At 38.6% G+C, this 22254-nt stretch carries 19 protein-coding genes; 12 read left to right on the top strand and 7 right to left on the bottom strand.

The features are described 5' to 3' along the window. Nucleotides 1-43: 43 nt before the first annotated feature. On the bottom strand, nt 44-1153 hold the full coding sequence (locus ES711_RS11195; RefSeq protein WP_146893402.1) for an adenylate kinase: 1110 nt from the start codon (nt 1151-1153) through the stop codon (nt 44-46). A gap of 156 nt (nt 1154-1309) precedes the next feature. Here ES711_RS11195 and ES711_RS11190 point away from each other — a divergent pair, with 156 nt between their 5' ends. The 4 genes from ES711_RS11190 to ES711_RS11175 all read left to right on the top strand — a co-directional run bounded on the left by ES711_RS11190 (nt 1310) and on the right by ES711_RS11175 (nt 5913). After that, entirely contained in the window at nt 1310-2464 is a 1155-nt protein-coding gene (locus ES711_RS11190) for a 5-(carboxyamino)imidazole ribonucleotide synthase (protein ID WP_146893401.1), read from the top strand. Between the two features lie 53 nt (nt 2465-2517). Next, nucleotides 2518-3000, top strand: a complete 483-nt coding sequence (purE, locus tag ES711_RS11185) for a 5-(carboxyamino)imidazole ribonucleotide mutase (RefSeq protein WP_146893400.1) — start codon at nt 2518-2520, stop codon at nt 2998-3000. Nucleotides 3001-3191: 191 nt separating this feature from the next. Next, nucleotides 3192-5225, top strand: coding sequence for a M3 family metallopeptidase (locus ES711_RS11180; protein WP_146893399.1), 2034 nt, complete (start codon nt 3192-3194; stop codon nt 5223-5225). A 133-nt stretch (nt 5226-5358) separates the two neighbouring features. Continuing rightward, nucleotides 5359-5913, top strand: coding sequence for a sigma-70 family RNA polymerase sigma factor (locus ES711_RS11175; protein ID WP_146893398.1), 555 nt, complete (start codon nt 5359-5361; stop codon nt 5911-5913). 244 nt (nt 5914-6157) lie between these two features. Here the strand turns inward: ES711_RS11175 and ES711_RS11165 are convergent, their stop codons facing one another. Then, nucleotides 6158-6988 carry a UbiA prenyltransferase family protein gene (locus ES711_RS11165; RefSeq protein ID WP_146893396.1) on the bottom strand — a complete coding sequence of 277 codons (831 nt, stop codon included), beginning with the start codon at nt 6986-6988 and terminating at the stop codon, nt 6158-6160. Between the two features lie 119 nt (nt 6989-7107). On the opposite strand from ES711_RS11165, the gene gcvP reads away from it, so the two are divergent. The 3 genes from gcvP (at nt 7108) to ES711_RS11150 (ending at nt 12381) form a co-directional block, all read left to right on the top strand. Further along, nucleotides 7108-9957, top strand: a complete 2850-nt coding sequence (gene gcvP / locus ES711_RS11160) for an aminomethyl-transferring glycine dehydrogenase (RefSeq protein WP_146893395.1) — start codon at nt 7108-7110, stop codon at nt 9955-9957. 182 nt (nt 9958-10139) lie between these two features. Next, on the top strand, nt 10140-11198 hold the full coding sequence (locus ES711_RS11155; RefSeq protein ID WP_146893394.1) for a 3-oxoacyl-ACP synthase III family protein: 1059 nt from the start codon (nt 10140-10142) through the stop codon (nt 11196-11198). 1 nt (nt 11199) lies between these two features. Beyond that, nucleotides 11200-12381 carry a glycosyltransferase family 4 protein gene (locus ES711_RS11150; protein ID WP_146893393.1) on the top strand — a complete coding sequence of 394 codons (1182 nt, stop codon included), beginning with the start codon at nt 11200-11202 and terminating at the stop codon, nt 12379-12381. A 4-nt stretch (nt 12382-12385) separates the two neighbouring features. Here ES711_RS11150 and ES711_RS11145 read toward each other — a convergent pair whose 3' ends face one another. Together ES711_RS11145 and pafA are read right to left on the bottom strand one after the other, a co-directional pair. Continuing rightward, nucleotides 12386-13186, bottom strand: a complete 801-nt coding sequence (locus ES711_RS11145; protein WP_146893392.1) for a DNA/RNA non-specific endonuclease — start codon at nt 13184-13186, stop codon at nt 12386-12388. Between the two features lie 2 nt (nt 13187-13188). Continuing rightward, complete coding sequence (pafA, locus tag ES711_RS11140) at nt 13189-14856, bottom strand: alkaline phosphatase PafA (protein ID WP_146893391.1); 1668 nt, start codon at nt 14854-14856, stop codon at nt 13189-13191. Between the two features lie 113 nt (nt 14857-14969). Here pafA and ES711_RS11135 point away from each other — a divergent pair, with 113 nt between their 5' ends. Together ES711_RS11135 and ES711_RS11130 are read left to right on the top strand one after the other, a co-directional pair. Then, complete coding sequence (locus ES711_RS11135) at nt 14970-15707, top strand: MlaE family ABC transporter permease (RefSeq protein ID WP_146893390.1); 738 nt, start codon at nt 14970-14972, stop codon at nt 15705-15707. Continuing rightward, nucleotides 15707-16474 (top strand): ABC transporter ATP-binding protein, encoded by a 768-nt coding sequence (locus tag ES711_RS11130; RefSeq protein WP_146893389.1) that lies wholly within the window; start codon nt 15707-15709, stop codon nt 16472-16474. Before ES711_RS11135 ends, ES711_RS11130 begins: the two co-directional genes overlap by 1 nt. A 58-nt stretch (nt 16475-16532) precedes the next feature. Here ES711_RS11130 and ES711_RS11125 read toward each other — a convergent pair whose 3' ends face one another. From ES711_RS11125 to ES711_RS11115, 3 genes are all read right to left on the bottom strand, one after another. Further along, a complete protein-coding gene (locus ES711_RS11125; protein ID WP_146893388.1) occupies nt 16533-18005 on the bottom strand; it encodes a DUF389 domain-containing protein in 1473 nt (490 codons plus the stop codon). Nucleotides 18006-18095: 90 nt separating this feature from the next. After that, a complete protein-coding gene (locus tag ES711_RS11120; RefSeq protein WP_146893387.1) occupies nt 18096-19175 on the bottom strand; it encodes a mannose-1-phosphate guanylyltransferase in 1080 nt (359 codons plus the stop codon). 106 nt (nt 19176-19281) lie between these two features. Further along, nucleotides 19282-19893, bottom strand: coding sequence for a SprT-like domain-containing protein (locus tag ES711_RS11115; protein WP_146893386.1), 612 nt, complete (start codon nt 19891-19893; stop codon nt 19282-19284). A 179-nt stretch (nt 19894-20072) separates the two neighbouring features. On the opposite strand from ES711_RS11115, the gene ES711_RS11110 reads away from it, so the two are divergent. The 3 genes from ES711_RS11110 to ES711_RS11100 all read left to right on the top strand — a co-directional run bounded on the left by ES711_RS11110 (nt 20073) and on the right by ES711_RS11100 (nt 22237). Beyond that, nucleotides 20073-20978 carry a DnaJ C-terminal domain-containing protein gene (locus ES711_RS11110; RefSeq protein ID WP_146893385.1) on the top strand — a complete coding sequence of 302 codons (906 nt, stop codon included), beginning with the start codon at nt 20073-20075 and terminating at the stop codon, nt 20976-20978. Further along, the gene (locus ES711_RS11105) at nt 20975-21268 is read left to right on the top strand and encodes a chaperone modulator CbpM (protein ID WP_146893384.1); all 294 of its coding nucleotides are present in this window, start codon (nt 20975-20977) and stop codon (nt 21266-21268) included. Before ES711_RS11110 ends, ES711_RS11105 begins: the two co-directional genes overlap by 4 nt. A gap of 381 nt (nt 21269-21649) precedes the next feature. Then, nucleotides 21650-22237 (top strand): YceI family protein, encoded by a 588-nt coding sequence (locus ES711_RS11100; RefSeq protein ID WP_146893383.1) that lies wholly within the window; start codon nt 21650-21652, stop codon nt 22235-22237. Nucleotides 22238-22254: the final 17 nt, after the last annotated feature.

Raw genomic sequence — 22254 nt, 5'->3', positions numbered from 1 at the left:
AGATTATAATTCCAAATACAAGGGTGACCAGTTCAGGAGCTTACTATAGTTTATCAATCACCTTGATTAAACGTTCGGTAATTTCTGAGATATTACCAACGCCGTCAACCCCACAGTATTTATCTTGAGCCATATAATACTCTTTTAAAACAGCCGTCTTTTTGTAGTATTCGGTAATTCTATTTCTGATAATCCGTTCATCAGCATCATCCGGTCTGCCACTTGTTTTTCCGCGGCCCAATAATCGCTGCACCAACACCTCATCATCTACTTCAAGTGCAATCATAGCATCAATTTGTGAATCTTTTTCGTCCATCAATTGATCTAATGCTTTTGCTTGCGCATTTGTTCTTGGGAAACCATCAAAGATAAACCCATTCGCCCCTGCATTTTTTTCTACTTCAGCATTCAGCATATCAATCGTTACCTGATCCGGAACCAACTCACCTTTGTCCATAAAAGACTTAGCAAGCATTCCTAATGCGGATTTATTTTTAATATTTGATCTAAACACATCACCAGTGGAAATATGTACGAGATTATAGGTCTCCTTTAAAAAATTTGCCTGGGTACCTTTTCCAGCCCCTGGAGGTCCAAAGAGGACAAAATTAGTCATGTGTTGCGTGGTTTTTAGTTGATATACTTCAGGCAAATCCCTTCCCAGTCCGTCGTAGTCCAATCCGTAACCCACGATGAATTTATTGGGAATATCAATACCAATATAATGTAGTTTAAAGTCTTTTTTGTACGCTTCAGGCTTATGGAAGAGCGTAGCAATCAGTAATTCTTTTACATTTTCATTTTCAAAAATGCGATGGATTTCCGCCAAGGTATTTCCAGAATCAATAATGTCTTCAAGAATCACGACCGTCCTTCCTGTCAAATCTTGCGTTAAACCAATCAGCCGCTCAATATCTTCAGTAGATTTTACGCCTTCATAAGACGCCAATTTTATGAACGTCACCTCGCAAGGTTTAGGGTATTTCTTTACAAAATCGCTTACAAACATGAACGATCCATTCAGAACCCCAACAAATACGGGAATTTCGTCTTTTAATTGTGCTGCAACCTCATCAACCATTCTCTGTATTGTAGCGTCAATTTCCTTTTCGGAAATAAAGGGCTTAAAGTGTAAATCGTGAAGTTTGATCAATGGTTTAGGTTTTTAAAAGATGCAAAGATACGCTTTTTGAATTAAAATTTGCGGCCGAAATTTTGTGATTTGATTTACGGTTTTCAGAGTTTAAACGTACTTTTGCGTTATTAACGACCTAAATTTAACTGATTTTTCTCTGTAAGAACCTTAAACATGAATTATTTTTCTTCTCAATTTAAACTTGGTATTCTTGGTGGAGGCCAATTGGGCAAAATGCTGCTTACAGAAACTCGGAAATTTGATATTTACACCTGTGTTTTAGACCCAAGCGACGAAGCGCCATCAAAAATTGCCTGTAATGAATTTACCAAAGGCGATTTAATGGATTATGACACGGTATTCAAATTTGGAAAAGAAGTGGACGTCCTGACCATAGAAATTGAGAATGTAAACGTAAATGCTTTAGAGGCTTTAGAGAAAGAAGGTGTAAAGGTTTTTCCATCTTCTGATACTTTAAGAACTATTCAAAATAAAGCGACTCAAAAACTATTTTATATAGATCATAACATTCCTACGGCTGATTTTGTCCGTTTCGCCTATGTTTCAGAAATTGAAGATGCGATAGATAATGGTGGCATTCAATTACCATTTGTGTGGAAGGCTGCTCAATTTGGTTATGATGGAAACGGTGTAAAGGTGGTACGTAGCAAAGCCGACTTAAAAGATTTGCAGGATGGCGAATGTATTGCGGAAACCATGATTCCTTTTAAAAACGAACTAGCGGTTATTGTAAGCCGGAATGCTAAGGGAGAGGTAAAGACCTACCCAGTCGTAGAAATGGAATTTCATCCCGAAGCCAACCAGGTGGAATATGTGATCTGTCCGGCAAGAATCCCATTTAAAGTTGCTAATAAAGCGCGCGAAACGGCATTAAAAGTTTCAGAAGCATTTAATCATGTTGGATTGTTGGCGGTTGAAATGTTTCAAACAGAAAACGATGAGATTTTGGTGAACGAAGTGGCCCCAAGACCACACAATTCCGGTCATCATACCATTGAATCTGGATACACATCACAATTTGAACAACATTTAAGAGCCATTTTAAATTTACCACTAGGTAAAACAGATTATAAAGTTGCTGGCGTTATGGTCAATTTGGTAGGTGCTGAAGGTTATTCTGGAGACGTACACTATGAACATATTGAAGACATCATGGCCATGGAAGGCGTAACGCCACATATTTATGGTAAAAAACAAACACGACCGTTCCGTAAAATGGGTCACGTGACTATTGTTAATGAAGACTTGAATACGGCACGAAAAATCGCTGAAGACGTGAAGAATTTAATTAAGGTAATCAGTCAGTAGCGGTAACTAAAGATATTTAAACTCCGATTTCGGACTTTACATTTATACATTATATGAGCAAAATAGGAATTATTATGGGCAGCAAAAGCGACTTGCCAGTCATGCAGGACGCTATTGATATTTTAAAAGAATTCAACATTGAGGTAGAGGTCGATATTGTATCCGCCCACCGAACACCTGAAAAATTATTCGATTATGGAAAACATGCACACACCCGCGGATTTTCAGTAATTATTGCAGGTGCGGGAGGTGCCGCCCATTTACCAGGCATGATTGCTTCACTGTCACCTTTGCCTGTTATTGGCGTTCCTGTTAAAAGCAGCAACTCAATTGATGGTTGGGATTCTGTACTCTCAATTCTACAAATGCCCGGCGGTGTACCTGTAGCTACGGTAGCTTTAAACGGCGCTAAAAATGCAGGTATTTTAGCGGCACAAATCATCGGAAGTACTGATGCTCAAGTGCAAGAGAGAATTATTGCTTACAAAGAAGATTTAAAAGCCAAAGTTTTAGAATCTGCTAAAGATTTAAAATAGAAAACCCCGACACTGTCAGGGTTCTCTTGCTATTAATCAATTCTTGGAGGCTTTACTTATAAAACTTCTTTAAAACTGAACGGCAAAGATAACCGATTTTCTAGTTAAAAATCAAAAAGAAGATCTAATTATCAGATTACCAACATTTTGATACATTTAAAAATCACATACCATACAATCCATACGGCGTTATGAATATTCTTAATACTCCTTTTACCACCCCATATACGACTGCACCCTTTTCTCAGATAAAGGACGCTCATTTTTTACCAGCCTTCCAAATTGCTATTGAAGATGCCCGAGCAGAAATTGATGCCATCATCGCTACGGACGCTGACCCCACTTTTGAAAACACAGTGGAAGCTTTAGAATTTTCAGGGCAACAATTGGATCGGATTTCAAGTATTTTTTTCAATTTAAATTCAGCTGAAACGAGTGATGCTATACAGAAAATCGCTCAAGAAGTATCGCCATTATTGTCTGAGTTTAGCAACGACATCACTCTGAATGAGGCATTGTTTAAAAGAGTCAAATCAGTCTATGATACCAAAGATACTTTAGACCTCACGGTAGAACAGCAAACTTTATTAGATAAACAATACAAGAGTTTTTCACGAAATGGGGCCAATCTTCCCGAAGCTAAGAAACAACGCTTAAGAGCTATTGACAAAGAATTGAGCCAACTGCAATTAAAATTTGGCGAAAATGTATTGGCGGAGACCAATAACTTTGAGATGCTCATCACCAATGAAGAGGACCTTTCAGGATTGCCAGAAGGTGTTTTGGAAGCCGCAAAGCAATTAGCAGAAAGTAAGGAAATAGAAGGCTGGATGTTTACTTTGGACTACCCGAGTTACATTCCGTTTATGACCTATGCTGACCATAGAGAACTTCGGAAAAAGCTCGCCATTGCCTCTGGCAGAAAAGCTTTTAAAGGCGATGCATTGGACAATCAAAAAAACGTGCTACAGATTGCCAAATTACGTTTTGAACGCGCAAAGTTGTTAGGTTATAAAACCCACGCCCATTTTGTGTTGGAAGAGCGCATGGCAAAAACGCCTCAAAAGGTGGAAGCATTTTTAGAAGAATTAGCGGTTAAGGCGAAACCAGCTGCTATAGCAGAATTTAATGAACTTCAAGAATTTGCACAGGAATTAGATGGCATCGACGGATTGCAAAAATGGGATTCGGCGTATTACGCTGAGAAATTAAAGCAAAAGCGTTTTGATTTGGATGACGAAAAATTGAAACCTTATTTTAAACTGGAAAATGTCATTGACGGTGCCTTTAAAGTTGCCCAAAAACTATTCGGGTTAGAATTTGAAGAAATTCACACTATTGACAAATATCACGAAGATGTACTTACCTATAAAGTAATAGATGCCAACGGCGAATTGGTAGCGATTTATTACGCTGATTTTTTCCCAAGACCGGGCAAACGCAATGGCGCCTGGATGACGGTATATAAGTCTCAATTTGTTAAAGGCAACACTAATGAGCGCCCACACATTTCTATCGTCTGCAACTTTACTAAGCCCACCAAAACCAAACCTTCACTGTTAACATTTAATGAAGTAACCACCTTATTTCATGAATTTGGACATGCATTACACGGGATGTTGGCCAACACCACCTATCCAAGTTTATCAGGTACCAGTGTTTTTTGGGATTTTGTTGAATTGCCAAGTCAAGTATTTGAAAATTGGTGTTACGAAAAAGAAGCGTTGGAATTATTTGCGATCCACTATCAAACAGGAGAACTGATCCCGATGGATTTGGTACAAAAAATTAAAGATTCCTCAGCATTTCATGAAGGGATGCAAACCTTGCGTCAATTAAGCTTTGGACTTTTGGACATGAGTTGGCACGGGACTGACCCGACTCTAATTTCAGATGTTAAGATGCACGAATTAGAAGCTTTTGAGGGCACTCAATTATTCCCAGACGTTAAAGAGAATTGCATGAGCACGTCCTTTTCGCATATTTTTCAAGGCGGTTATTCCTCAGGGTATTACAGTTATAAATGGGCAGAAGTTTTGGATGCCGATGCGTTCGAATTCTTTAAAGAAAAAGGGATTTTTAATCAGGAAGTCGCTACCAAGTTTAAAGACCATGTCCTTTCACAAGGCGGCATTGAAGATCCAATGGTACTTTATAAACGCTTTAGAGGAAAAGAACCACAGCCAGAAGCCTTGTTAAGACGCGCTGGGCTGCTTGAAAAATAAGCCAGCAACTATGGTCAAAATATTTCGTTAAACTCACGACACTTAATTTTTTACCTCCTGAAATGCCAAGAGGGTTTTGATCAATAATTAGGAAATATTTACCTACTTTTGATACAAACTGCTATAAAAATAGATGCAAAACCATCAAATTAACCCTAATAAGTGGATTGATCTTTACTCGGATTACCTCTTTAACTACACTATAACGAGAGTTAATGATCGGGAAATTGCCAAAGATCTGATCCAGGACACCTTTTTTGCAGGCTTGAAGTCGATGAAAAATTTCAAGGGTGAAGCTAGCGAACGCACTTGGCTCATCTCTATTTTAAAGCGGAAAATTATTGATTATTATCGCAAAATAAACTCTAATAAAGGTCAGGCCGAAGTCCGGATGAGCTACAGCAACTCTGAAGACAATGAAGGCGACTGGTTGGAAGAACGTGTGGAAGATGAAGGGTATTTGAACGCTCAGGAAACTCTTGAAAACACAGAACTTGGAGACGCCATTTATGAATGCCTGGACAAATTACCAGAAAAGCAAGCTACGGTGTTTAAGATGAAGACCATCTTAAATTATGAAACCGAGGCGATCTGTAATGAATTAAAAATCACTCCGTCTAACTTATGGGTTATCATACACCGTGCGCGAACTGCAATGGCAGCCTGCATGGAAAAAAACTGGTTATAATTTGAGCATGTCTAAATCATTTTTTATTTCAAAAGAAGACGCCTTCCACATTTGTGACAAATCACAATACAAGGAATCCACCTTATGGGAAAAGGTAAAATTAATGTGTCGCTGCATCTATTGCCGTTCTACCCGTCATTATGTAAGCCGCAACACCAAATTGACTAAGGTTATAAAAACCTCTAAGCTCGACTGTTTGCAGAAACATGAGCGGCAACATTTGGAGGCCCAATTGAATAAACAACTAAAAAACAAAGTGCAATAATAGCCAAAGGATTGGCACGCTTTCCACCCAAAAAGAACTGTAATAATCAGTTCTTTTTTTGTTAGAAAACAGAATAAAAAGCACCGTAATAAGGGTTATGGCTAAGGTCAGAATAATCAGTTTAGTGGTCAATTCTTCTTTCAAAAACTCCAGCATCAAAAAAACCACTGCCAGCACGACTCCAATAATTTTAGTGTTTTTAATTCCTATTTTCTGCGGAATTGTAGCCAATCTCAAACTATCATACTGGAGGTCTCTAATTTCAAAAGGCAACATCAACAGCATCACCAATAAAAAACGTTGAAACGCCGTAAGCCACACATCCATACTAAAAGCTGCGCCATCATTCAAGACTGGCAATAATACGGTTACGCCAGCCCATACAACGCCAATAACATACACTTTGATGCCGCCAATATTTCTGAGATTCCGTTCGTGATCCATAAATAAATGTCGGGGTAAAAAGGGCACCGCATAAAGGAAAGTCACCAGCGCAAATACGCCAATCCACAGAAGGGTTTCAAACGTCAATTTAAAAGCAAACCAAAGCATCAAAAGGAAACAAAACAAAGAAAAAACCTGAATAATTTTTAGCCAGTTTGCCAAGCTGCGGTGGTGAAATCGCGCCAGTCCAAAATATTTTACAAAATTATACCCGGTAATTGTTGAGAAAAAGACAAAGTAAAGCAAGTTCCAATCCGGCCCCAAATGGAGTTCCAAAAGGGTGACATAGGTCATGGCGAGCACGGCTAAAGCCACATGCATACTGCTATGGATATAGAAATTAAGCAACAGCCTTAAATGCTTCATATTGCAAAAATAAGCATTGTGTTAATAAGAGTTTCAATTGGTTAAAAACTTTAGTTTTACTTAACTAAAAATGGTCTTTAATTGCGTAAATTTGCGCTTCAAAACACAACTATATTTTAATGAACACAAACGCTTTTGCTCTTCGACATATTGGTCCTGATGACAACGACCAAAATCAGATGCTCAAAACCATTGGAGTTGACAGTTTAGATCAACTTATCTCTGAAACCATTCCTGACGATATCCGTTTGAAAAACGGGTTAAATCTTGATGAACCAATGACGGAATATGAGTATTTAAACCACGTTCTTGAACTTTCAAAAAAGAACAAAATCTTTAAATCATATATCGGTTTAGGCTACCACCCTACGATAGTACCCGCTGTGATACAGCGTAACGTACTCGAAAATCCGGGATGGTATACGGCTTACACTCCTTACCAAGCTGAAATTGCCCAAGGCCGCTTGGAAGCCTTGTTAAATTTTCAAACCGTCATTACTGATTTGACCGGGATGGAAATTGCAAACGCGTCCTTACTTGATGAAAGTACTGCCGCTGCTGAAGCGATGAGTTTATTGTTTGCCGTTCGTGAGCGCGACCAGAAAAAAAATGAGGTTAACAAATTTTTCGTTTCTGACGCCATTTTACCACAAACATTATCCCTATTACAAACCCGTTCAGAACCTATTGGTGTTGAATTGGTTGTGGGCAGTGAAGAGGAGTTTAGTTATTCGTCAGAATTTTTTGGGGCTATCTTACAATATCCTGGAAAAGACGGCTTAGTAAGTGACATCAAATCGTTCATTGAAAAAGCAAACGACAATCAGATTAAAGTAGCTGTTGCTGCTGATATTTTAAGTTTGATAAAATTAGAAGCCCCAGGTAAATTTGGCGCTGACGTTGTTGTGGGAACCACGCAACGTTTCGGAATCCCTATGGGTTACGGTGGGCCTCATGCCGCTTATTTTGCCACAAAAGATGCTTATAAACGCGATTTACCAGGGCGTATTATTGGCGTTACAAAAGACATGAATGGTAACCGAGCGTTGCGTATGGCTTTACAAACACGCGAGCAACACATTAAACGTGACCGCGCGACCTCAAATATTTGTACGGCACAAGTGCTTTTAGCAGTAATGGCAAGTATGTACGCCGTATACCACGGACCAAAAGGTTTGACGTTTATCGCTAACAAAATTCACAATACTGCTACAAGTGTCGCTAAAGCGCTTACCCAATTAGGCTACAAGCAAAAGAATGCTGCATTTTTTGACACCATCAAAATTGAAGCTAATGCGGAAGCTATCAAAACGATTGCAGAACGCAATGAAGTGAATTTCTTCTATCCAAATGCGGACACTGTAACCATTTCAATCAATGAGACCACATCGTTAAAAGATGCCAATCAGATCATTGCTATTTTTGCAGAAAACCGCCAGAAAGACACCATCACTTTAAACGCCATTGAAGAGGCTAACAGCATCACTGAAGATTTACAACGTCAGTCTGAATTCATGACTTTGGATGTGTTTAACAAGCACCATTCAGAAACTGAATTGATGCGTTATATCAAAATGTTGGAGCGTAAAGATTTATCTTTAAACCACTCGATGATTGCTTTGGGTTCTTGTACAATGAAACTAAACGCTGCCGCAGAAATGTTACCGTTAAGCTGGCCAAACTGGGGGAGTATTCACCCATTTTGCCCAATTGAACAAGCTGAAGGCTATCAAATAGTATTAAAGGCGTTAGAAAAGCAATTGACAGAAATCACAGGATTTGCTGGTACATCCTTACAACCAAATTCTGGTGCGCAAGGTGAGTTTGCCGGATTGATGGTGATTAAAGCATATCACGAATCGCGCAACGAAGGCCATCGTAACATTTGTTTAATTCCGTCGTCTGCCCACGGTACCAACCCTGCAACTGCAGTAATGGCTGGCATGAAAGTAGTGGTGACAAAATCTACGGAAGAAGGAAATATTGACGTTGATGATTTGCGCGAAAAAGCACTTAAACATAAAGATAACTTATCCTGTTTGATGGTGACCTACCCATCAACGCATGGTGTTTACGAATCTGCCATTAAAGAAATTACCCAAATTATTCATGACAATGGTGGCCAAGTCTATATGGACGGCGCTAACATGAACGCTCAGGTTGGTTTAACCAATCCAGGTAATATTGGGGCAGATGTATGCCATCTTAATTTACATAAAACCTTTGCCATACCTCATGGTGGAGGCGGACCAGGAGTTGGCCCAATCTGTGTAGCAGAACAATTGGTTCCATTTTTACCGGGTAATCCAATTATTAAAACAGGTGGAGAAAAAGCTATTACGGCTATTTCTGGGGCGCCATTTGGATCTTCTTTAGTTTGTTTAATCTCTTACGGATATATCAAAATGTTAGGTGCTGAAGGCTTGACCAAAGCGACCACAACAGCCATTTTAAATGCAAATTATATCAAGCAGCGTTTACAAGGTCAGTTTGATACGTTATATTCTGGGGAACGCGGCCGTGCGGCGCACGAGATGATTGTAGACTGTCGTCCGTTTAAAGAGAATGGTATTGAAGTAACGGATATTGCAAAACGTTTGATGGATTACGGCTTCCACGCCCCAACGGTGTCATTTCCAGTTGCTGGAACCTTGATGATTGAACCTACGGAGAGTGAAAGCAAAGAAGAAATGGATCGTTTTTGCGATGCCATGATTTCCATTAAAAAAGAAATTGATAACGCGTCTAAAGACGATGAGCAGAATGTGCTTAAAAATGCACCGCACACATTGGCTATGCTTACCGCTGATCAATGGGATTTTCCATACTCAAGAGAAACGGCGGCATACCCGTTAGACTACATTCAAGACAACAAGTTTTGGCCAACCGTTAGACGGGTTGACGATGCTTATGGTGATAGGAACTTAATTTGTACCTGTGCGCCTATAGAAGATTATATGGAGGCTTAACCCTGTATTTCACACAACGGTAGAGCGCTCTTTAATTTATTAAATGAGCGCTTTGTTGTTGATTTATATTTGAAAAATGAAATTTTTTTATAATTTGGCAAAAATCACCAAAAAATCTAACGATTACCGACTTCCAAAACGATTATTAAGTACATTAGTAAATTGAACAAATTTATAAAACAATGGCAATAAAGATCACGGGCACAGGGAGCTATATCCCTGAGAGTATTGAAAAAAACGAAGATTTTCATCACCATCAATTTTTAAATGTTGACGGCTCAACCTTAACCCATCCCAATTCTGTAATCATTGAGAAGTTTAAGGCCATTACAGGAATTAATGAGCGCCGTTATGCTTTTGACCATTTAACATCTTCCGATTTAGCGTTTTTTGCAGCAGAAAAAGCCATCGCAAGTGCCAATATCGATCCTGAAGAATTGGATTATATCATCATGGCCCATAATTTTGGAGATGTGAAACACAACACCATCCAAAGTGATGTGTTGCCGTGTTTAGCCTCGAGAGTAAAACACAGTTTACGCATTAAAAACCCTAAATGTGTGGCCTACGATATTCTATTTGGATGTCCTGGTTGGATAGAAGGCGTCATTCAAGCCAATGCTTTTATTAAGGCTGGAATAGCTAAAAAATGTTTGGTTATTGGCTCTGAAACCTTATCCCGTGTGGTGGATAAGCATGATCGTGATTCTATGATTTATAGTGATGGTGCAGGCGCTACAGTTATTGAAGCTACTGACGATGAAGGTGGCATTTTAGCCCATGAAACCGGAAGTTACACTTATGACGAGGCTTATTACTTATTTTTTGGAAACTCTAACAATAAAGAACTCTGTGCTGATACGCGCTATCTAAAAATGGATGGCCGTAAAATTTATGAATTTGCCCTGAAGCACGTGCCTTTAGCCATGAAAACCTGTTTGGAGAAAGCCAATTTAGATATTACGGATGTTAAAAAAATATTTATACATCAGGCCAACGAGAAGATGGACGAAGCCATTTTAAAGCGTTTTTATAAACTTTATAATGCTGAAATTCCAGAGAGTATTATGCCTATGACCATCCAAGAATTAGGCAACAGTTCCGTTGCAACTATTCCTACGCTTTTCGACTTGGTCAGAAATAACAAATTGGAAAACCAAAAGCTTAATAAAGGCGACATTATCATGTTTGCCAGTGTTGGCGGTGGTATGCACATCAATACCATAGTTTATCAATATTAAAATGAAAATTGGCGTTGTTGTAGATAATGAATTTGATCATGATCATCGTGTTCAAAAGGAAATACGGTTATTACAACAGGAAGGCCACACGGTTTTTGTACTCTGTTTTGACTTTCATAACACTTACAAGTCCTACGCTGATTTAACGGTTGATAGGGTAAAGATTCCTAAAAAATTCCGCGATTTGTTGGTGCTTTTAAGTACAAATTTCAGTTTTTATGAGTTCTTGTGGCAACAGGCCATCACTAAATTCATCAGGAAGTATAATGTTGATGCGCTACACGTACACGACTTGTATATGGCCAAGGCGGGTAAAACAGGCATTAAAAAGTCAAAACACAACATTCCTCTTATTTTAGATCTACATGAAAACTACCCCGCCGCCATTAACTCTTACGAATGGGCCATTAAGGGCTGGCGCAAACATGTGGTACAACCTCAAAAATGGTTTCAAAAGGAGGCTGCGTACTTAAAACTTGCGGATCAAATAATTGTGTTGAGCGATTCTTTTAAACAGGATCTTACAAAACGCTTCCCGTTTTTGAATCCGGATCTTATCTATGTCCATCCAAACATGCCAGATTCTGAAAGTTATCAAGCTTTTGAGAATACCGATTATTCTGTAGACTTTTCATCAGATTTGCCAACGCTTTTTTATTTTGGAGTGGTTGCCAAACGACGCGGAATCATCGATGTTTTACCTTGGCTTATTGAACTTTTAGAAGAAGGTCATTCTTTTCATACCCTCATTATCGGGCCCACTGACAAAGCGGATAAGACCACGTTTCAAAACTTTATAGAACATCCTCTTCTGAAAAACTACATCACTTATATTCCTTGGGCTGATGTCAAATACCTTCCTACTTACTTAAAGAAAATCACGATTGGTTTGGCGCCTTTTCAAGTAAATGCGCAACACGATTCAGGCGTAGCCAATAAACTCTTTCAGTACATGTACGGCGAAATTCCCATCTTGGCCACCAAATGTAAAGCACAGCAGCAACTCATTGAAGATTCTAATTCAGGGTTGTTATATGATACTAAAGCGGAGTTTAAGGAAGCTGTCAAACAACTGATAGAGAATGAAGCCTTACGCAAAGAATTGGGTGCTAATGGGAAGAAAAAACTACTTGACCTTTATCAGCAAAACGCTGACCAGCGATTTTTGGACATCTATAAATAGACCTTTAAAAATGCCAACCCGTTGGGCTGTTGGACGCTTCCAATCTGTCCTCGAGTGCATCTTCCAATTCAGGAAAGAAATCAATACCCGTCAAAACCTCAATAGCATCTATAGGTACTACAAAATTAGCTAACGGCGCATTGGAATTTTTGTGGGGCATTAAAAATCCGATCATTTTTTCATGCTTGGCATCGTATATTACTTTATAGAATTGGTTGGGTACGGCGACTCTTTCGTTTCCAATTGTTTTCATATTTCCCTTTAAAACACCACCAGTCACTACAAATACACCGTCGTATTTACGCGCCCAAGAACGCGTCTTCTGTTCTAAAGTGTTCCAAATTCCTGAATTAAAGTCGTGATTTTGAGGCGTAATGTTGCTGGTTAGAAAGGTTTCATCGTGAGCCTCCTTACTGTAATTTTTGTCGCCAGCAGGACACAAATGGCCACGGTCATACCCAGAGTTTTTGTAATTCCTCCAGCTTGCCGCTCCTGTTTTTACCGCTTGATCTACTTCAAAATACGGACGTTCGAATGTTGAGCGAGATAAATGCGATTTCTTAAGCTCATAAGCCACCCATTCCGCTTGTTCGTGCGGCTCACTATAGGATAAGGAATACCCATTGTGATGGATGACTTGACCCGTTGTGCTAGTGGGCAAATAAAATATTCTGCCTTCCGACTTTACCCGAGCACCTTCCTGAACGTTTTCAGCAAGGTCTTGTTCATTTATGTAATACTCATAGCCATACACTCCAAATACGAGAAGGATAGCGAAAATTCCATAAAATTTTCTTTTTTTCAAAACTATTCCAAGACAAAATCTAGAGGTTGACCTGAAGAGGCATTAGGAAAACTGATTCCTAAAATCGCCGACATGGTAGGTGCGATATCTGTAATGTTAGTTCGTTTATAAGTGCTCCCCTGACTAATACCATTACCGAAAAACAGCAGTGGCACATGGGTATCATAATTAAAGGATGAGCCGTGGGTTGAGCCAGTCAGGCTATAAGAAATTACCGCAGGATCTAAAATATAGATCACATCTCCCGAACGTTTTTGATTGTAGCCGTTCTGTATCAATTGTTCAATTCCCGTGGTAAATGAGGTTTGAGACATGCTCATACCTGCGTATGCTTTATCAATATGCTCATACGCTATAATTTCATTTACGATAGCCTTTTGCACAGCATCCAAGTCTAGATCCATTTCTGAAAGCTTGGTACGGTTTAAAAATATTTGATTGTTACTCACGTTTTCAATCAAATCCTCAGCATCATACTTCGTTTTCATAAATGCATTTAACTGATCCTTAAAAGTTCTTCCATTAAAATAGCCAGCAGGAATATTTACACTTTGCAAATATGCGGGCACCTCAATCGCTGCGTGATCTGCCGTCAGGAATACGGTATAATTACCTTTCCCAACTTTCGCATCTAAGCCATTAAATAAGCGTTCCAAATCTTTATCAAGTCGTAAATACGTATCTTGGACTTCTTTAGAATTGACTCCAAAATTGTGGCCTACATAATCTGGGCTCGAATAACTAATGGCCAAAACATCGGTAAACTCATCTGTTCCTAAAGCTTCGCCATCAATTGCGGCTAATGCAAAATCAGTGGTGATACTGTTTCCGTAAGGCGTCGCTTTTATAATATCGAAACCTCCATTTTTATCCTTTATCGCTTTTAAATCATAAGGAAACGTAGCGCCATCCTTCCCATTAAATCCGCCTTCAAAGACATTGGCATCAGGACCACTTTCGGTATAGGTAGCGATATCGTATAAGGTGTTCCATTCTTTTATATAAGATTGTGCTTGATTGGATACGTTGAACTTTTGCACCCACTGCGGCATTTCTGTCATATAATAAGTACTGGTAATCCAACGGCCCTCATTAGCACCATGGAACCAATACGCAGCGTTAGCCGTGTGTCCGGCAGGCAAAATTGCACCTCTATCTTTAAGTGCAATACCTATAGTTTTACCTTGCATTTGGGTAAACAATCTATTTTCATCACCAAATGTGGTAGTTTTCATTCTGCGTGGCGACATTTTACCTGCGGCGTCAGTTGTGCCAATAGAAGCGACTGTATCATCTCCTGCACAATACACTGTTTTTTTGAGGTCTTTATCATACCAATTATTCCCAATAATGCCATGGTATTTTGGAGTTGTTCCTGTGTACACGGAGGCATGTCCTGGGCCTGTGTAAGTTGGCACATAATTAAAGTGATTGTTTTTACAGTTAAAACCTTCATTCATCATGCGTTTAAAGCCACCATCGCCATATTTAGTGTAGAAACGGGTCAGGTAATCGTAGCGCATTTGGTCTACAACAATGCCCACAATTAATTTTGGTTGCGCGTTATAAGTATTACCTTTGTTGGGCTTATTTTTAGAAATATCTTGTTGGGCGTGAAACGTTGACACCAAGAATAAAGTGAGGATAATGCTGGAAAAAATAGTTTTCATTGTAATTAGGTTGCGTTAGAATATCAAAAATACAGCTTTTTAAAACATCAAAAATCTAATTTAAGGTTAAATACAACACAGTTTTTTTTACTTTAGCAGTAATAAAATTTAATATGAGCTACCTACATAGTATTGGTCAATATTTTTTAATGATAAAGGAGATATTTCGCAAACCGACCAAATGGTCTGTTATGCGACGACTTGTTTTTAAGGATATTGATGATTTGATCATCAATTCGATAGGTATTGTTTCGTTTATCGCCTTCTTTGTTGGAGGGGTGGTGACCATTCAAACCGCTCTGAACATGACCAATCCACTTATTCCAAAAACCTTGGTGGGTTTCGCCACGCGACAGTCCGTAATTTTAGAGTTTGCACCTACTTTTATTTCTATCATTATGGCAGGAAAGGTGGGCTCTTTTATCACCTCTAGTATAGGAACAATGCGGGTTACGGAACAGATTGATGCTTTGGAAGTGATGGGAATCAATGCCATCAATTATTTGGTGTTTCCAAAATTTGTGGCGTTGATGTTGTATCCGTTCTTAATCTCTATTGCTATGTTTTTAGGAATATTAGGTGGGATGGCTGCGTGTGTGTTTGGAGGGTTCGCTTCTTTGGATGATTACATCGCGGGGATTCAAATGGATTTCATTCCGTTTCATATGCTATACGCTTTCATTAAAACTTTTGTATTTGCATTCTTATTGGCAACTATTCCTTCCTACCATGGTTTTTACATGACCGGAGGCGCTCTTGAAGTTGGTAAAGCCAGCACCACCTCTTTTGTGTGGACCAGTGTGGCAATTATCCTTCTCAACTATATTTTAACCCAAATGATGTTAAGCTAATGATTGAAGTCAACGATATCCACAAATCTTTTGGTGATTCAGAAATATTGAAAGGAATTAGCACCACCTTTGAGAAAGGTAAAACCAATCTTGTCATTGGGCAAAGTGGTTCAGGTAAAACAGTCTTTTTGAAAACCTTACTCGGTTTATTCATACCTGAACAAGGCTCAATTTCCTACGATGGTAGAAAGTATTCTGATTTATCAACTGATGAAAAGAGCGAATTACGTGCAGAAATGGGCATGGTTTTTCAGGGCAGTGCGCTTTTTGACTCGATGACCATTGCGGAAAACGTAAAGTTTCCGCTACGCATGTTTACAAAACAGAGCAAAAGCGAGATGGAAGATCGCGTCAACTTGGTTTTAAAAAGGGTCAATCTGGATGATGACCATAAAAAACTGCCTAGTGAAGCTTCCGGAGGGATGCAAAAGCGTGTGGCCATTGCCAGAGCAATTGTGAACAAGCCCAAATATTTATTTTGTGATGAACCCAATTCCGGATTGGATCCGAGAACAGCGACGGTCATTGATAACCTGATCCAGGAAATTACTCAAGAATATGATATTACGACCATCATCAATACACATGATATGAATTCTGTCATGGAAATTGGAGAGAAAATTGTGTTTTTAAAAGATGGTCTTAAAGAATGGGAAGGCTCCAATAAAAACATTTTTAAAACAGATAACGAGGCCGTAACTGGCTTTGTATATTCATCTGATTTATTCAAAAGAGTTCAAAAAATGTATTTAGAGGAAGATTTATAAACACGAACAACACCGGTCTTTATCAACCTGATCACCTTCATTTACCATAGTAACGCCGCTAACTCTGGCGTCTCACTACCAAAGAATCCATTTTATACTTTTGCTTTAACCAACGCTTCAATTTCTCCTGCTCCTTCGCAATAACCTCTTCCTTAACATTCTTACCCCATCTTACAGTAAACTCTGAAATGGTATCCAATTTTTTGAAATTGGAAGAAATCACACTAGAATAGGAAAGCTGATCAATATTTTCGTAATTGATTTTCACCTCTTTGGTCAATTCTTCAAAAGGAATTTGAAGCGCTTCATACTTCGATAATTTACGAACTTTGTCTTCCAAAAATATAATCTTTTCCTTTTGTGACAATAAATCCAATGAATCACGGAAACGCAATTGGGACATGTATCTTAAGTTGTCTACATTTTTGGATCGGTTTTGATTAAACTCGAGCTTTGTATTGACAAGTGACGGATATTCTTTTAAACGACTTCTAAGTAAAGAGATCGTACTTTCAGGGATTTGGTCCAATCCGAAACTGTTAAACTCCAATTCAGATTGTTTTCCTTTAACACCCAAATATTTGTAAACCGCGTTCGATTTTATAAAATCGGCATGCGGCAATCCTTCTAATTCTTTATGGATAAACGCGCGCGCCTCATTTTCAAATTTGCTTTGACGCCACACATCAATAAAAGTTATCATGGCTGGAATCATCACGATAATAGCAACAATAGTGGCAATTCTAGAAGTTCGTTTTCGCTTAGCAGAGTTGGCGTATTTCAGCATGGGGAACCCTAAAATTTTAACCACAATAAAGGTGGCTAGGGCTATAAAAATAGTATTTATGGTAAAAAGGTACATTGCACCAAAAAAGTAAGGGAAATTCCCTTTGGCCAAGCCGTAACCCGCCGTACATAGGGGCGGCATTAAAGCTGTAGCAATAGCCACACCAAAAATAACCGAGGCAATAGTCCCTTTCTTGGTTCGGGCAATAATCAAGGCCAAACCACCGAAAAAGGCAATCATCACATCTCGAATATCAGGTTTTACACGCCCTAATAATTCGGAGGTATCTTCACTTAGAGGAAAAAATTTGAAGAACAGAAATGCCGTGGTCAAACTCAGCACAATCATGATGACCAAATTGACTAAAGACCGCTTTAAAGTATCAATATCATTGATGGCGATGGAGAGTCCCACTCCTAAAATTGGGCCCATTAAAGGAGAAATTAACATGGCACCAATTACAACCGCTGATGAATTGGCATTCAACCCAATGGAAGCCACAAAAATAGAACAGATTAAAATCCATGCGGTAGCGCCTTTAAAAGGGATATCCCCTTTAATGGCCGCCAAGGTCGCATCTCGATCTGTATCCTCACGAAAATCTAGCAGTTCACTAAAAAACTTTTTGAGGCTGACCCACAGGCCTTGAGCGTCCTTTTTCACAGCTTCTTTAGTTGTTTCAACTGCGTTATCCTGTTCTTTAGATTTTTCTTCCTCGGAAAAGTTGAACTTATTTTCTTCCATTAATCCAATTATTGGGTTCTTTTCGCACCTATCAAGAATACACCATAGTTTTAGGTTACGCTTAATAAATCTCGACTTGTTGAATGCCTATTATCCGTAATTTTCGCCGTAGGCATCCTTTACTTTTTGAAGCACCTGTTTGATATCCTGTTCTTTCGATTTAGGAAATATAAGCAAAACTTCATCTTTGTCAACAATGATATAATCTTTTAACCCATCAACAACAACAATCTTATCGGCTTTCGTTCTGATCATATTTCCTGAAGCATCTTCAGTTAAGGTTCTGGCATTAACCACCGCATTCTTATTGGTGTCTTTATCGAGCTTGTCGTATAAACTGCCCCAAGTCCCTAAATCATTCCAATCAAACTCCGCAGGTAAGACATAGACGTTTACGGACGATTCCATAATAGCGTAATCCACCGAAATGTTTTCAGATTTATCATAGTTTTCCGCGATAAACAATGCTTCGTCTTCCGTATTATATATATTGATTCCTTTTTCAAACAACTGAAATAATTCCGGTTGATGAAATTGGAAAGCTTTGATCACACTAGTAGCGCTCCACATGAAAATCCCTGCATTCCATAAGAAATTCCCTTGACTGATAAAGCTTTTAGCTGTATCATAATCTGGTTTCTCCCTGAATTGACGCACCTGTTTGATATCGTTTGTAGCCGATTTATCGTATTCAATATAACCGTAACCAGTATTTGGGAAGGTTGGTTGAATCCCCAAGGTCATTAACGCATCATTTTTTTCGCAGAACTCAAACGCCTGCTGCACATTCTCGGTAAACTTAGATTCATCTTCAATCCAATGGTCGCTAGGGGCCACAATCATCACCGCATCCGGATTTTCCTTTTGGATCTTCAATGAAGCATATAAAATACATGGTGCGGTATTACGCATTGCAGGTTCCAACAACACCTGACGTTCTGTAACACCTGGCAATTGCTGAAACACCAAATCTCTGTATTGCGCATTGGTGAGGATAAAAATATTTTCTTTAGGAATTAACTTGGAAAGTCGCTGAAAGGTTTTTTGTATCAGGGTATCTCCCGTGCCCAACATATCGTGGAACTGTTTTGGAAAATCCTGTGTGCTCATCGGCCAAAATCGTGATCCTACTCCGCCTGCCATCAAAATGGCGTAATAATTACTATTCATTCTATATGATTTTTATTCCTTTCGGAACTTTATGTTATTCTTATATTTTGATTCCCCAATAGATTGAAATGTGATGTCAACCAAATTCAATCATCTAGTCCACTGCTTAGTCCTCTTGTAAAACTTTCAGCAATTCTACCTCCGCATTCGGGTTGAAAAGATACAACTTTCCTGACGTTACTTCAACGCCTTCATATCGCGTTCTTCTTTTTACGCCTTTTTTAAATACCCTTCCGTTATACAATCTAAATTCATGGCCTAAAGGAACCTCAAAAATATAGGTTTTATCGTTAGGTGGATCAAATTGTTTCAAAGCCAAGGCCAATTTAACATCGCTATCACTGCTGGCCTTCGGGTTTTTAAAATGCCGTGCCAATAGCGGCAGCAATTCCGTTGGAAACACATTCGGATTTAAAAACGGCAACATTAATTTTTGAAAGGTATGCTTCCATTCTTTCCCATGTGGTTTTATATAACGCCCGTAAGAATTAAATGCTTCAAAATGAGCAATTTCATGAATGAGTGTAATCAAAAACCGATAGTGATTCAAATTTGAATTGATGGTAATTACATGCTTATTATTGGGTAATTTTCTATAATCGCCGTGTCTGGTTTTACGTTCACTTTTAATTTTTACCACCAAATTATCATGCCTTAAAAGCTCTATAACAGCAGGAATCGCCTGATGCGGAATATATTCTTGAAGCGTATTATGCATAGTGGCAAAAATAAGGGATTTAGGCTGAATGTGTAAAGATTTTTGTAATTTTAGATGGCAAAAGTCTGACCTGCAATAAAAGCTGTGGTCTTCATCTCTAAATTGCTTAAATACGGTCGAAGAAGATGCACTACATTTGGTTTGCATAATTCATATCATATAATAACAACTGATTTTACATGGCATTTATAGATTATTACAAAATACTCGGTATTGACAAGTCGGCCACCACAGCCGAGATTAAGAAGGCCTACCGAAAATTGGCCCGTAAACACCATCCGGATGTCAATCCGAATGACAAAGCTGCCGAAAAGAAGTTTAAGGAAATCAATGAGGCGAATGAAGTATTAAGTGATAAGGAGAAACGCGAAAAATACGATAAATACGGTAAAGATTGGCAACATGGTGAGGCCCAAGAGCAAGCCCAGCGTCAATACCAGTCGCAGCGCCAGTACCAACAACAAGGTTCAGGCAACTTTGGTGGTGGCGATTTTGGTGGCGGAGATTTCTCTGATTTCTTTGAGTCGATGTTTGGCGGCGCTGCTGGCCGAGCTAGCGGAAGATCTGCCGGTTTTAGAGGACAGGATTTTAATGCCGAATTGCAGCTCGATTTAAAAGATGTGTATGAAACCCATAAAAGAGTGCTTACCGTAAATGGAAAAAATATCCGGTTGACCATTCCGGCCGGGGTTGAAAATGGGCAGGTCATAAAAATCAGCGGTAAAGGCGGGCCAGGAAGTAATGGTGGGCCTCACGGCGATTTACTTATTCAGTTTAACATTGTTAACAATACAAAATTCAAGAGAGACGGCTCGCATTTATATGCTACGGAAACCATTGATCTCTACACCGCTATCTTAGGAGGCGAGGTAACCGTAGATACGTTTGATGGCAAGGTGAAATTAAAAGTAAAACCAGAAACGCAAAGTGGCACCAAAGTAAAACTAAAAGGAAAAGGCTTCCCTGTTTATAAAAAGGCCGATCAATTTGGTGATCTCTTTATCACCTACGAGATTGCCATGCCTACAGCTCTCTCTGTCAAAGAAAAAGAACTGTTTACAGAACTTAAAAATTTGAAATCATGAGAACAGCACCCTATATTCCATTACATACTTTATGCACGCTTTATAAAGTAGAAAGGTCGTTTTTTAAAGGATTGAATGATAATGGTCTTATTGAAATCATTACCATTGAACAAGCACCCTGCATCCATCATGATCAAATTAAAAACCTTGATGCTATCGTACGATTGCACCAAGACTTACACATTAACTTTGAGGGCATCGATACAGTGTTGAATCTACTGGATAAAATCACCCAATTGCAGGAAGAACTTAGGATAACTAAAAATAGATTACGGATTTTTGAAGACTAATTAATACCACATACTTTACTAGTTTTCTGTACTACTAAATATACAAGCTTCTATCCATTTAGTAGCTCAATAGTTTATACAATTAGGTGATATGGTGGACAAATAAATCGTCCTCATATTCTTCTTAACCAATTCCTCTGCATCAATTTTTTAAATACTTCTACTCTATTTCATAGGTTAAAAATTTCCACATTACTGATTTCCACCTCTCCGCTCCTACCCAACTCGCAGTCTATCAATTGAATTAAATTTCTATTAAAGTTATTTGCATTTTATCATTTCAAATTAATGAATGAAAGGAAATTATAGGATATGATATTTATCATTATTTAACCTTTAGTTATTGCTGAACTTTGCAGTATAATATTAAAACATACTGTTATGACTACTACAAAATCTATCCTAAAACCATTATGGAGCCTATTCATTTTACTCCTTTTGGCAATCCCTCAAATTAATGCTCAAACATATAATCTTGATAACGGAGCATCAAAATTAACCGTTTCTGGAACTTCTAGTTTACATGATTGGGATCTTGATGCCGAACAACAAAAAGGCCAAATTATACTCAACAGTACTGACGAAATGACCATTGAAAAACTGACATTACAAGTGACGGCAGAAAGCCTTACAAGTGGCAAAGGCGCAATGGATAAAAACACCTATAAAGCTTTAGATACTAAAAAACATAAATCTATCAATTTCCAGCTTACTGAAGTTAAAAAAATGACGGCTTCAGGATCTGACAACTATAAAGTGGATGTGGTGGGCAACCTTACCATTGCTGGCGTAACAAAAAAACAAACCATTAGTATGGATGTGCAAGTAGCCGGTAATAAAGTAACCTTAAAAGGTAAAAAAGCCTTCAAAATGAGTGATTTTGGAATCGATCCTCCCAAAGCACTTTTAGGAACGATTACTACCGGAGATGAAGTAACCATTACTTTCCATAGCATTTTAAACAAATAAACAACCAAAACACTTAA

The sequence above is a fragment of the Gelidibacter salicanalis genome, from assembly GCF_007997285.1.
Lineage (GTDB): Bacteria > Bacteroidota > Bacteroidia > Flavobacteriales > Flavobacteriaceae > Gelidibacter > Gelidibacter salicanalis.
This window is presented reverse-complemented; position numbering and strand designations above follow the sequence as displayed.